We start from the raw sequence: 11914 nt of genomic DNA, 5'->3' as shown, positions 1-11914 counted from the left end.
AGGTTCTCCGGTTGGCGGATCAAGCCCCTGGGTCAACGGGTGGCGGGCAGCCCGGTGGGCTGGATGTATCCCAGCTGCCAGGCCAGCAGAATGCACAAAAACAGCACGATGGACAGCCCCACACGCACCGCCAGCGCCTTGGCCATGTGGTTGCCCTTGCTCTTGTCGTCGCGCCCATTGCGCATCATGAAGAACAGGGCCGATGCCAGGCTGGCCAAAATGGCGAGGAACGCCAGCACTACGAGGTATTTCATGGAGCGCATTATCCTGTGACCCCCCTTCGTCGTCCTGTGGACCTGCGTTTTTGGCTCATTACCCTGGCTGCGGTGGTGGGCATGCTGGTCACCGCCTCTTTAGGGCGCTGGCAATTGTCGCGAGCCGCCCAGAAAGAATCACTGCAGGCGATGCTGGATGCGCGCGCCACCTTGCCGGCCATTGATGGACGCACGCTGACAGACCTGACTAACCAGACACCCGAGGCGCAACAGGCCCTCGTACACCGTGCTGTGGTGCTGCAGGGGCGCTGGTGGCCTGAGCACACGGTATATCTGGACAATCGGCAGATGCAGGGGCGCCCTGGGTTTTTTGTGCTCACGCCACTCCAGCTTTCTGGCGGGGGTGTTGGGGTGGTGCTGGTGCAGCGCGGATGGGTGGGGCGCAATTTTCAGGACCGCACCCAGCTGCCTTCCGTGACCACGCCGGCTGATACCGAGGTGCGCGTTCAAGGCCGCGTGGTCCTGGCGCCCTCGCGGCTGTATGAGTTCCAAGGGGGCAATAGCGCACAGGGGTCTTCCCGCATCCGGCAAAATCTCGACTTGGCAGCGTTCCGTACCGAAACCGGTCTGGCGCTCTCCCCCCTTACGGTGTTGCAGACAGGTCCGGCAGGCGACGCGGGCGATGGCCTGCAACGCGACTGGCCTGTGGTCGGCGCAGGCGTCGAAAAACACTACGGTTACGCATTTCAATGGTTCGGGCTCTGCGGCCTGATAGCACTCCTTTATGTCTGGTTCCAAATCGTCCGACGGTTCATTCGCCCGCGCAGCCAGCCTGCCGCCTGATTCACAGGCGGGCGCCCGTGCAGAGCACCCGCTGGGGCTGACCGTGCACACCTTGCCCGAGGCGGGGGATGCGGTCGCCACCGTGCAGCGTGCGCGCCATGGGCGCTGGAAGATGCTGGGCGTGCTGCTGATCTGCGCGGCGCCGGTGGTTGCCTCGTACTTCACTTACTACGTGATCCGTCCGGAGGGGCGGCGCAATTACGGGGAGTTGATCAATCCCCAGCGCACAGTGCCTGCGCTCACGGCCTCCACGCTCGATGGTGGGGCCGCCCGGCTGGAGGCCCTCAAAGGCCAATGGTTGCTGGTGAGCGTGGCGGGGGGCGACTGTGATCCGGCCTGCCAGAAGCACCTGTACCTGCAGCGCCAGCTGCGCGAGAGCCTGGGCAAGGAAAAGGACCGTGTGGACTGGGTCTGGCTGATCAACGACAACGCTTTGCCTCCGGCCGCCCTCACTCCCGCCCTGCAACAGGCCACCGTGTTGCGGGTGGACCCGGGCGCGCTCAAGGCCTGGCTGGAGCCTGCCCCGGGCCAGCAGCTGGCGGACCACCTCTATGTGGTGGACCCGATGGGCAACTGGATGATGCGTTTTCCGGCCGCCATGGACACCGGTGGCGCCGCTAAGGCCAAGCGTGATCTGGAGCGTCTGCTGCGCGCTTCTTCTTCGTGGGATGAGCCGGGGCGGCCGGTCAAGCCATGACCGATACCCAACCGATTTACGACCTGGCTCCAGTGCTCGAGCTGATGCTGCTCGGCCTGGTGATCGCCCTGGGGCCGCTGGTCTGGGTGTGGGCGCGTAACCGCCGCAGCTCTCCCATGCGGCGCCTGCAGGCGCTCACGGTGCTCACGCTGTTCCTCACGTTTGATCTGGTGCTGTTTGGCGCTTTCACGCGCCTGACCGACTCGGGCCTCGGTTGTCCCGACTGGCCCGGCTGCTATGGCAGTGCCAGCCCGGTGGGCGCCCGCGCCGAGATATCAGCCGCCCAGCAGGCCATGCCCACCGGCCCGGTGACCCACGGCAAGGCCTGGATCGAGATGATCCACCGTTACCTCGCCACGGGGGTGGGGGTGCTGATCATCGTCATCACTGTCTCCTCCTGGGTGCAGCTGCGGCGCGCCCAGCGCGATGGCGGGCAGGCGCCTCCGCTCAGTCCCTGGTGGCCTACGGTGACCTTGTTGTGGGTGTGCCTGCAGGGTGCGTTTGGCGCGCTCACGGTGACCATGAAGCTCTTTCCCGCCATCGTCACCCTCCACCTGATCGGTGGCCTGGTGCTGCTGGCCCTGTTGTGTGTGCAGGCGGTACGACACACCCACAGTGCCCAGGGGCGCTCACCGGCGGCCCTGTCCCCCGCGCTGCGCTGGGGGCTGGTGGTGACCGCGCTGCTGCTGGCCCTGCAGGTGGTGCTGGGTGGCTGGGTCAGCACCAACTACGCGGTGCTGGCATGCACTACCTTCCCCACCTGCCAGGGCAGCTGGTGGCCAGCCATGGACTTTGCGCAAGGCTTCCAGATCTGGCGCAAGCTGGGCCTGTTGCAAGACGGCAGCCACATCAGCTTTGCAGCGCTCACCGCCATTCACTACGTGCACCGCCTGATGGCCTATGTGGTGCTACTGGCGCTGGGCCTGGTGGCCTGGCGCTTTCATCGCAGTGGCGTGTTGCCCACGCAGGCGCGGTGGATCGGCGGGCTGGCCTTGCTGCAACTGGTGACGGGTTTGTCCAACGTGGTGCTGGACTGGCCGCTGGTGGCGGCGGTGCTGCATACCGGCGGTGCCGCAGCTTTGGTGGTGGTGTTGACTTGGGCCCTGGTGTCCAGCCGCGCAGCGCCCGCGCCCCGAGAGTTTTCCGCGCCCACGGGCGCATCGAGAGTATCTGCATGAGTGTTGCCCCCTCCGCCGTTGCTGCGCCGCCCTCGCGGTTCCAGCAGTTTTATGCGCTGACCAAGCCCCGCGTGGTGCAGCTCATCGTCTTTTGTGCGCTGATCGGCATGGTGCTGGCTGTGCCCGGCCTGCCCAACGCTGCGCAACTGGGCCACATGGCGCTGGCCTGCCTGGGCGTGTGGCTGGTGGCTGGTGCTGCAGCCGCGTTCAATTGCATCGTCGAGCAAGGCATTGACGCCAAAATGAAGCGCACCGCCTGGCGGCCCACGGCCAAGGGCGAGCTGTCCAACGCGCAGACCCTGCTGTTCTCGGCCGTACTCTGTGCCGCCGGCTCCCTGCTGCTGTATGTCTGGATCAACCCGCTGACCATGTGGCTCACCTTTGCCACCTTTGTGGGTTACGCGGTGGTCTACACCGTGATCCTCAAGCCCTTGACGCCCCAGAACATCGTCATTGGCGGCGCCTCGGGGGCCATGCCACCGGTGCTGGGTTGGGCGGCCATGACCAACGATGTAGGGCCCGAGGCGCTTATCCTCTTCCTCATCATCTTTTTGTGGACGCCACCGCATTTCTGGGCGTTGGCCTTGTACCGGGTGGAGGACTACCGCAAGTCTGGCCTGCCCATGCTGCCGGTCACGCACGGCAACGAGTTCACGCGGTTGCAGGTGTTCTTGTACACGCTGATCCTGCTGGCCGGGTGCATGATGCCTTTCATCTACGGCATGAGTTCCTGGATTTATCTGGTTGCCGCCGTGCTCCTCAGTCTGGGTTTCTGCGGGTACGCGTTCGCGCTGTGGCGCAATTATTCGGACGCTCTGGCCCGCAAGACCTTCCGCTTCTCCCTTATCCACCTGAGCGTGCTGTTTGCTGCACTGCTAGTGGACCACTATGTGCTGTGATGATCTCCATGCAGAAACGAAAAGCTCTTCAATTGATAGCGGCTGGTGCAATATCCATATGCGCTACAGGCCTCCTGAGTGCGTGTTCCGAGAAAAAGGCCGAATTCCGCGGCGTGGACGTCACCGGCGCTGAGTACGCCCGCGACATTCCACTGACCGACCACAACGGCCAGCCACGCCACATCAAGGACTTTGCCGGCAAAGTGGTGGTGGTGTTCTTCGGCTACACCCAGTGCCCCGACGTGTGTCCCACGTCGATGCAGGAGCTGGCCGAGGTCAAGCAGATGCTGGGCAAGGACGCAGGCCGTCTGCAGGGCATTTTTGTAACGGTGGACCCGGAGCGCGACACGCCCGAAGTGCTCAAGGCCTACATGGCCAACTTCGACCCGAGCTTCTTGGCGCTGTACGGCACACCCGAGCAGCTGGCCGCCGTCGCCAAGGACTTCAAGATCTATTACAAGAAAGTCGATGGCAAGACGCCCACCAGCTACACCATGGACCACTCTGCAGGTAGCTACGTGTACGACCCCTCAGGGCGCCTGCGGGTCTACAACCGCTATGGCAGCGGCGCACAGGCCCTGGCGGCCGATGTGAAGGTGTTGTTGGCCGAGGCCGGGGGCTGAGCCCCCAGCCCCTGAGTGACCCGGGGCCTGTGCCAGGCCGCCGTTATGCGAGGCACTGCGCGGCCCCGCACTAGCTCTGGTGCTCTCGGGCCTTATTCGGCCTTGATGCCCCGCATCGCAATCACGCCGCCCAGCAGATTGGTGTCGGCCTTTATGCGGTTGGCCAGGCCTTCGGGAGACGATCCCACCGTCTGCCACCCCTGCTGAAATAGTTTGCTGCGCACGTCTTCGCTGCGGGCGATCTCGCTGATCAGAGCGGCCAGCTTGGCCTGGATGGGCTTGGGCATGGTGGAAGGCGCTGCGAAGGCGTTCCAGATTTCCAGGTTGAAGTTGCTGATGCCTGCCTCGGCCAAGCTCGGCACCTCAGGTGCCAGCGGGCTGCGCCCGGAGGAGGTCACTCCGATCGCGCGCAGCTTGCCCGCACGCACCTGGGCCTGCGCCAGCGCCGGGGGCAGCAGCGCCATCTGCAGCTGGCCGCCCAGCATCGCGTTGGCCACCTGCGGATAGCCAGGGTAGGGCACATGCACGGGGTTGATGTTGCTGCGCGCCTTGAGCAGCTCGGTGCCGATGTGGCCCACCGTGCCCACGCCTGGCGTGCCGTAGCTCCACTTGTCACCACCATTGCGTGCTGCCACGAAGAAGTCGCGGGCACTGCTGTTGGCGGCCACGCCGGGCTGGTTGACGGGTGCAGTCAGAATCAGCGGTGAGGTGCCGATCAGGCTCAGCGGTGCCAGGTCCTTGATCGGGTCATACGGAACCGCCGGGTTCAGCAGCTTGGCAATCGTCATGTTGCCGTTGATCATCAGCCCGATGGTGTGATCGTCACGGGCCTTGGCCACTGCGTCGGCGCCAATGTTGCCGCCTGCGCCCACCTTGTTGTCCACAATCACGGGCTGGCCCAGGGCCTTGGACAGGGGCTCCGAGAACGTGCGTGCCGTCAGGTCCGGCGACGAGCCCGCAGGAAAGCCCACGATGATCTTCAGCGGCTTGGTGGGCCAGGCCAGCGGCGCGGGCGCAGTGGCAGCAGCCTTGCCGGCGCTTTGCGCCAGGGCCCAGGGGGATGCGGCAGCCAGCGCGATCAACAGCGAAGCACGGCGGGAAACACGGCCAGGAAAGGCGGGACGTGAGGGCATGGGGTGCAATCTCCTTGAAGAATATTCGGGGGCCCAAACGACGCGGGGCCCCAGAACTGGGGCCCCGCGAGGCAACTTCTGCAGCAGGGGATATTAACCCCGCTGCCCGGACCGGTCAGGCGTATTCGGCCAGGGCCTTTTTCATCTTCTTCATGGCAGCCACTTCGATCTGGCGAATGCGCTCGGCGCTCACGCCGTACACCGCCGCCAGGTCGTGCAGCGTCATGCCGCCGCTGCCGTCGTCATTGACCTTGAGCCAGCGCTCTTCCACGATGCGGCGGCTGCGGTCGTCCAGGCTGGCCAGTGCGTTGGCAATGCCGTCGGTAGCCAGGGCGTCACGTTGGCGCGACTCGATCATGGCCGTGGGCTCGTGCGATGCATCGGCCAGGTAGGCAATGGGGCCAAACGCCTGCTCGCCATCGTCGGCGGGGGCCGGGTCCAGCAATACGTCGCCACCCGCCATGCGGGTTTCCATTTCGATGACTTCTTCGCGCTTCACATTGAGCTGCGCGGCCACGGCGTCGATCTCATGGTCCGACAGGGTGTCGCGGTGCGTGGCGGCATCGGCGGCTGAGGCATCGGCCTTGAAGCCCTGCTTCATGGAGCGCAGGTTGAAGAACAGCTTGCGCTGCGCTTTGGTGGTCGCCACCTTGACCATGCGCCAGTTCTTCAGGATGTATTCGTGGATCTCGGCCTTGATCCAGTGCATGGCGTAGCTCACCAGGCGTACGCCCTGGTCGGGGTCGAAGCGCTTGACGGCCTTCATCAGGCCCACATTGCCTTCCTGGATCAGGTCGCCATGGGGCAGTCCGTAGCCCAGGTACTGGCGTGCAATCGAAACCACGAGGCGCAGGTGCGACATCACCAGCCGGCCGGCGGCGTCCAGATCGTTGTTGTCCTTGAGCTGGCGTGCGTAGGTCTGCTCTTCTTCGTGCGTGAGCAGCGGCAGGCGGTTGACGGCCGAAATGTAGGCGTCCAGATTGCCCAAGGGGGGCACCAGCGCCCAGGGATTGGCGGGCGCCAGAGACATCGTCGCGGTTCCAGATTGAATGTTCATTCCGGGAATCCTTTCCTCTAAGCCATGATATTAGCACTCTCTCTGATTGAGTGCTAAGCCCGGAGTTCCCGTCGGGTTGCTCATTGATACCGTTGGACTTTTTTTAAGTTAAATTGCCATCAAGCGCTAGTGTTTCATGCCTGTGAAGCTATAAAAATTATAGTAACGGGCTGGCGCTGCAATACCGTCAGACGGTCAGATCCACCTGCTGCACTGTGCCCACGCTGCCGTTTTCCCGCAGGTAGGCGCTGGTGGAGCGCACGGTGCCCAGGCTGGCGTTGTCGGCGGCGCGCAGGGCAAAAGGGGTGGCGACGGCGTTGGTGGAGAGTGCGCCCACGCCCACGCCCACGTCGGCCAAGGTGCGCAGGCTGCCGGCGCCCTCGGCGCCCTCGGCGCCATCCGCCGATGGAGTCCACACCTGCAGCTGCTGAAAGACCGGGTCCGCCTCGTCAATCCAGCCGTTGCCGTCGCTGTCATAGGCGGCCAGTTCGGCAAAGCCGTTGCCGGTGCCGGGGCCGAACAGCTCCCGGCCGTTGTCGATGCGGCTGTTGTGGTTCAGGTCCAGGGCCAGGTAGCCCCGGTTGCCTGAGAGCAGGGGCACATTGTCGGTCTGGCCGTCGCTGTCCAGGTCGAACGCAAAGCGCAGGTCCTGCAACTGCGCGGCCGAGCCGTCGAAGTTGATGACCAGCGGGTCTACCGCCACAGCGTCGCCCAGGCGCAGGCTGAACGATGATTCCTGGCGGTAGCTGCGCTGCATATCCAGCTGCAGGCTGAAGCGGATTTCCCGCCCGTCGGCGGTGCGCACGATGCCCTGGGCGGCAAACTGGGTGCTTTCGGTTTCTACGACCACTTCGCGCTGCTCCACCAGCAGGCCCCACCCGGCACGGGGACGGCCTGCATCGGCGGTCGGCGTTGTCGCGGGGCGGCTGGCGGGTGGGGAGAGTGCGGGATCCGTCTGGCCGGTGTACACCCGCACCTGCACGCCCGTCATGCGGGCAATCAGGTCGCGGATCATGGCGAGCTGGGGTGTCAGGCCGTCGCTGGGGCTGCTGCCGGGCGCGGCATCTGCGGCATGGGTGGGGTCGATGGCCTCCTGGGCGGCGCGGGCCACGCGTGCAGCGCTGGAAATTTGCACGGCCGGGCTCGCTCGGGTAAGGCCAGGGGCGCTGGTGGGGCGGCGCTCGCCGACCCAGGCTTCAAAGCGGCTGCTTTGGGTGTGCACGCGGCTGGCAACGTGCTGGGCCTGCATCTGCAGGGCGGACGATTCAATCTTCATGGGACACCTCCAGGGCTTCCACACAGAGATATCGACGCCATGGAAAGAGAACTTGAATGTTGCCTTGCCCTTTTTCTTGTTTCCTTTCGCCGGGTACCCGATGGCTGGCGTGGTGGCAGTCTCCGCCCCCCAGCTACACCTCTTGCCGCACCCGGCTTTCAAAGTCTTCGAGCGTCAGCGGGCGGCCAAACAGGTAGCCCTGAAAAGCCTGGCAGCCATGGGCCAAAAGAAATTGGTAGTGGGCGGTGGTCTCCACCCCCTCGGCGATCACGGACAGGCCCAGGCTGCCTGCCAGCGCGATGATGGAGCGGGCGATGGCCGCGTCGCTGGCGTCCAGCAGCACGTCGCGCACAAAGCCCTGGTCGATCTTGATCTGGTCCAGTGGCAGGCGCTTGAGGTAGCTGAGCGACGAGTAGCCCGTGCCAAAGTCGTCCAGCGAAAACCCCAGGCCATGGGCCTTGAGGGCGCGCATGGTGGCGATCACGCTGTCCACGTTGTCCAGCAGCAGGCTTTCGGTCAGCTCCAGTTTGATCTGCGCGGGGTTGGCGCCGGTCTGCTGCACCAGCGCCAGCACCTGGGCCACAAAGTCGTCTTGCAGAAACTGGCGTGCGCTCACGTTGATGGCAAGGCTCAGCTGCGCAAACTGCGGGTCTTGTTGCCAGCGGGCCTGCTGGCGCAGGGCGGTTTCCATGACCCAGTGCCCCAGTGGCAGGATGAGGCCCGATTCTTCCGCCAGCGGAATGAACTCCGACGGCGGCACCATGCCCTGGACCGGATGCTGCCAGCGCACCAGGGCCTCTGCGCCGGTCACGCGCCCCTGGCTGTCCACCTGCGGCTGGTACAGCAGCAGGAACTGCGCGCGCCGCAGGCCGTTGTGCAGCTCGGTTTCCAGCCGGGCGCGGCGGTTCACGGCCTGCTGCATGTCGGGGTCAAAAAAGCGCAGTGTGTTGCGCCCGGCGTCCTTGGCACGGTACATGGCCATGTCGGCCTGCTTGAGCACCTCGTCCACCGAGTCGCGCTGGTGATTGAGCAGGGTCACGCCGATGCTGGCGGTGAAGTGGTGTTCGTGCCCCGCCAGCTCGTAGGGCTGGCGCAATTGCGCCAGGATCAGCTCGCCCAGCGTGCGCGCCTGCGCGGCGGCCTCGGGGGCGTCACTGCTCAGGTTCTGCAGCACCACCACAAACTCGTCACCTCCGAGGCGGGCCACGGTGTCCTGCTCGCGCACACAGCTGCGCAGGCGCTGGGCAACGTCCTTGAGCAGCAGGTCGCCCACCTCGTGGCCCCGGGTGTCGTTCAGGGTCTTGAAGTTGTCCAGGTCCACAAACAGCACGGCCGTGGTGAGGCCCGAGCGCGCACCGTTGACCAGCACCTGCTGCAGTCGGTCCACCAGCAGGCGGCGGTTGGGCAGTTGCGTGAGTGCGTCGTAGAACGCCAGGTAGCGTGCCTCGTCCTCGGCGGCCTTGCGGCCCGAGATGTCGATGTCGATGCAGAACATCTCGGGCGGGTGGCCCGGCACCTGGATGTAGGCGTGGCTGGAGAACACATGCACCGGCGTGCCGTCCTTGCGCTGCAGTTGCAGCTCGCCCGCCGGGATCACCTCGCCGGTGGCGAACATGTGCTGCATGTGCGCCCGCACATCGTCGCGCATGGGCGGCGGGATGATGAGGTCGAGCAGGTTGCCGCCCAGGGCTTCTTCGGCCGTGTAGCCGTACAGTTGTTCGGACGCCTGGTTCCAGTAGCTGGTGGTGCCGTCCTGCAGGTAGCCCTGCACTGAGATGGACGGAATATTGCGCAGCAGCGAGCGAAAGCGCAGCTCGGACTCTCGCAAAGCACTTTCTGCCTGCTTGCGCTTGGTGATGTCTCGGGCCAGAAACACCACAGCCGCCTGGCCGCCCACCTGCACGCCCAGGGGCTGGGTGCGCCCCTCAAACTGGCGCAGCCCGGACAAGGTCTGCATTTCATACTCCACGCTGTGGGTCTGGCCAGACTGCAGCGTGTCCCGGATGAGCTGCATGAACCGTTCGGCCTGCTCGGCGGGCAGCACATCGTGCAGCCGCTGGCCCACCAGCACGGGGGCGCTGGCCACCAGGGCGGAGTCGTTGGGGGACAGCACCTCGACATACCGGCCCTGGGCATCCAGCACCAGCAGCACATCGGGGATGGCCTGCGTGATGGCATGCAGGCGGGCTGCCGTGCCAGTGAGTGCACGCTCGGTGGCCATGCGTTGCTCCACATCGTGCAGCAGCAGGCCCAGAACCACCGTGGCGGGGGTGAAGGTCAGCAGATAGGGCAGGGCCAGCGTCTGGTTGATGCGCTGCACGGCCTCGGCGGGCAGCAGCTGAAACAGTGCGATCACCGCCGTGTGCAGCAGCAGCCCGAACAGCGCGAGGGGGACGGGCTCCACCCCCAGCCGCCCCCGGGCGCGGCCCTCGCGGTACACCAGCCCCATGGCCGTGCACAGCGCGATCACCATCAGCCCCACCTCGGCACCCGCGCCCCCCAGCCACAGGCGCCCGGTGGCCGCCATCAGCGCCGCAATGCCCGCCACCAGTGGGCCGCCAAACAGGCCGGCCATGCTCAGCACCACCGAGCGCGCGTCAAAGATCACGCCCGGCATCAGCACCACTGGGGTGAGCATGCCCACCACGCAGATCCCGCCGAAGATCAGCCCCGAAAAAACCTGGCCCACCCACGGGTGCTGGCGCCAGACCCGGATGTTGAACCCATGCAGAAAGCACAGCGCCAGCAGCAGCGCAACGCCTTTGACCAGCTCAATGAACATGGGCCTCCGTGCTTTCCAAGGGGAAACCCATGATGGAGGAAACGCTGCGATCCGTAAACGTGTAAATGGCCCCGGATGGGGCCATTTCACACCATGGTTGAACGCAGATCGTGAGGCTCAGCTCAGCAAGGCCTGGGCAAATTCGCGGGCATTGAAGGTTTCCAGGTCTTCGAGCTTTTCGCCCACACCGATGAAATACACCGGGATGGGGCGTTCCTGCGCGATGGCGGCCAGCACGCCGCCCTTGGCCGTGCCGTCCAGTTTGGTGACGATCAGGCCGGTGAGCTGCAGCGCATCGTCAAACGCACGCACCTGGGCCAGCGCGTTCTGGCCGGTGTTGCCGTCGATCACCAGCAGCACCTCGTGCGGGGCCGTGGCGTCGGCCTTGGTGACCACGCGGCGGATCTTTTTCAGCTCCTCCATCAGGTGCAGCTGTGTGGGCAGGCGGCCGGCGGTGTCCACCAGCACCACATCCTTGCCGCGCGCCTTGCCGGCGGTTACGGCATCAAAGCTCACGGCGGCAGGGTCGCCGCCTTCCTGGCTCACGATCTCGACCGTGTTGCGGTCGGCCCACACGCCCAGCTGCTCGCGGGCAGCGGCGCGGAAGGTGTCGGCGGCGGCCAGCAGCACGGCGGCGCCTTCACCCGCCAGGTGCTTGGTGAGCTTGCCGATGGAGGTGGTCTTGCCCGCGCCGTTCACGCCAGCCACCATGATCACGGTGGGGGTGTGCTCGCCAATCACCAGGGCTTTTTCGAGCGGGCGCAGCAGGTCGGCCAGCGCGTCGGCCAGCAGGCCCTTGACTGCCGCAGGGTCGGTGGTCTTGCTGTCCTTCACGCGGCGCTTGAGGTCCGTCAGCAGGTGTGTGGTGGCTTTCACGCCGGTGTCGGCCATCAGCAGGGCCTCTTCCAGCTCCTCATACAGCGCGTCGTCAATCTGCGTGCCGGTGAAGACGGTGGCAATGCTGCTGCCGGTCTTGCGCAGGCCCGCCTTGAGGCGGTCCAGCCAGCCTTTGCGCTCAGGCGCCGGGGCAGTGGGCGCAGCCGAGGTTGCAGATGCTGCCACTGGCGCAGCCGGTGGTGTGGCGGGCGTGGGTGGTGCAACCGGCGCAGGTGCAGCAACGGAAATCGGGGGCGCCACGGGGGGCAATGCAGGGCTTGTAACCACCGGAGCAGCGGCGGGCGCCGTGGCTGCCGGTGCTGCAGGGGGCGGTG

At 65.7% G+C, this 11914-nt stretch carries 11 protein-coding genes; 5 read left to right on the top strand and 6 right to left on the bottom strand.

Features of this window, described 5'->3' with window-relative positions; all coding sequences use genetic code 11:
• Nucleotides 1-32 precede the first annotated feature (32 nt).
• Nucleotides 33-254 carry a twin transmembrane helix small protein gene (locus AC07X4_RS07385; protein ID WP_056746810.1) on the bottom strand — a complete coding sequence of 74 codons (222 nt, stop codon included), beginning with the start codon at nt 252-254 and terminating at the stop codon, nt 33-35.
• A 15-nt stretch (nt 255-269) separates the two neighbouring features.
• On the opposite strand from AC07X4_RS07385, the gene AC07X4_RS07380 reads away from it, so the two are divergent.
• Genes AC07X4_RS07380 through AC07X4_RS07360 form a run of 5 tightly spaced genes read left to right on the top strand, consistent with a single transcriptional unit; the run spans nt 270 to nt 4455 of the window.
• The gene (locus AC07X4_RS07380) at nt 270-1058 is read left to right on the top strand and encodes an SURF1 family protein (RefSeq protein ID WP_494739688.1); all 789 of its coding nucleotides are present in this window, start codon (nt 270-272) and stop codon (nt 1056-1058) included.
• The gene (locus AC07X4_RS07375) at nt 1000-1755 is read left to right on the top strand and encodes an SCO family protein (protein ID WP_494739687.1); all 756 of its coding nucleotides are present in this window, start codon (nt 1000-1002) and stop codon (nt 1753-1755) included. Before AC07X4_RS07380 ends, AC07X4_RS07375 begins: the two co-directional genes overlap by 59 nt.
• Entirely contained in the window at nt 1752-2933 is a 1182-nt protein-coding gene (locus AC07X4_RS07370) for a COX15/CtaA family protein (RefSeq protein ID WP_494739686.1), read from the top strand. Before AC07X4_RS07375 ends, AC07X4_RS07370 begins: the two co-directional genes overlap by 4 nt.
• Nucleotides 2930-3832 (top strand): heme o synthase, encoded by a 903-nt coding sequence (cyoE, locus tag AC07X4_RS07365; protein ID WP_056065972.1) that lies wholly within the window; start codon nt 2930-2932, stop codon nt 3830-3832. Before AC07X4_RS07370 ends, cyoE begins: the two co-directional genes overlap by 4 nt.
• An 8-nt stretch (nt 3833-3840) precedes the next feature.
• Nucleotides 3841-4455: an SCO family protein gene (locus tag AC07X4_RS07360; RefSeq protein ID WP_494739685.1), complete on the top strand. Its 615-nt coding sequence runs from the start codon at nt 3841-3843 to the stop codon at nt 4453-4455.
• 92 nt (nt 4456-4547) lie between these two features.
• Here AC07X4_RS07360 and AC07X4_RS07355 read toward each other — a convergent pair whose 3' ends face one another.
• The 5 genes from AC07X4_RS07355 to ftsY form a co-directional block, all read right to left on the bottom strand.
• A complete protein-coding gene (locus AC07X4_RS07355) occupies nt 4548-5588 on the bottom strand; it encodes a Bug family tripartite tricarboxylate transporter substrate binding protein (RefSeq protein ID WP_108498682.1) in 1041 nt (346 codons plus the stop codon).
• A 115-nt stretch (nt 5589-5703) separates the two neighbouring features.
• Nucleotides 5704-6645 (bottom strand): RNA polymerase sigma factor RpoH, encoded by a 942-nt coding sequence (gene rpoH, locus AC07X4_RS07350; RefSeq protein WP_056065967.1) that lies wholly within the window; start codon nt 6643-6645, stop codon nt 5704-5706.
• Nucleotides 6646-6832: 187 nt separating this feature from the next.
• Nucleotides 6833-7921, bottom strand: coding sequence for an SPM autocatalytic domain-containing protein (locus AC07X4_RS07345; RefSeq protein ID WP_494739684.1), 1089 nt, complete (start codon nt 7919-7921; stop codon nt 6833-6835).
• A 133-nt stretch (nt 7922-8054) separates the two neighbouring features.
• On the bottom strand, nt 8055-10703 hold the full coding sequence (locus tag AC07X4_RS07340; protein WP_494739683.1) for an EAL domain-containing protein: 2649 nt from the start codon (nt 10701-10703) through the stop codon (nt 8055-8057).
• Between the two features lie 117 nt (nt 10704-10820).
• The coding region (gene ftsY, locus AC07X4_RS07335) for a signal recognition particle-docking protein FtsY (RefSeq protein WP_494739682.1) at nt 10821-11914 on the bottom strand (1094 nt) is incomplete at its 5' end.

The organism is Acidovorax sp. GW460-11-11-14-LB4, from assembly GCF_059423685.1.
This window is presented reverse-complemented; position numbering and strand designations above follow the sequence as displayed.

What these genes read in the sequence shown, in the direction of transcription:
- AC07X4_RS07345 (WP_494739684.1), bottom strand. Translation starts at nt 7,921, where the DNA reads ATGAAGATTGAATCGTCCGCCCTGCAGATGCAGGCCCAGCACGTTGCC.
- AC07X4_RS07340 (WP_494739683.1), bottom strand. Translation starts at nt 10,703, where the DNA reads ATGTTCATTGAGCTGGTCAAAGGCGTTGCGCTGCTGCTGGCGCTGTGC.
- AC07X4_RS07370 (WP_494739686.1), top strand. Translation starts at nt 1,752, where the DNA reads ATGACCGATACCCAACCGATTTACGACCTGGCTCCAGTGCTCGAGCTG.
- AC07X4_RS07375 (WP_494739687.1), top strand. Translation starts at nt 1,000, where the DNA reads ATGTCTGGTTCCAAATCGTCCGACGGTTCATTCGCCCGCGCAGCCAGC.
- AC07X4_RS07360 (WP_494739685.1), top strand. Translation starts at nt 3,841, where the DNA reads ATGCAGAAACGAAAAGCTCTTCAATTGATAGCGGCTGGTGCAATATCC.
- rpoH (WP_056065967.1), bottom strand. Translation starts at nt 6,645, where the DNA reads ATGAACATTCAATCTGGAACCGCGACGATGTCTCTGGCGCCCGCCAAT.
- AC07X4_RS07355 (WP_108498682.1), bottom strand. Translation starts at nt 5,588, where the DNA reads ATGCCCTCACGTCCCGCCTTTCCTGGCCGTGTTTCCCGCCGTGCTTCG.
- cyoE (WP_056065972.1), top strand. Translation starts at nt 2,930, where the DNA reads ATGAGTGTTGCCCCCTCCGCCGTTGCTGCGCCGCCCTCGCGGTTCCAG.
- AC07X4_RS07385 (WP_056746810.1), bottom strand. Translation starts at nt 254, where the DNA reads ATGAAATACCTCGTAGTGCTGGCGTTCCTCGCCATTTTGGCCAGCCTG.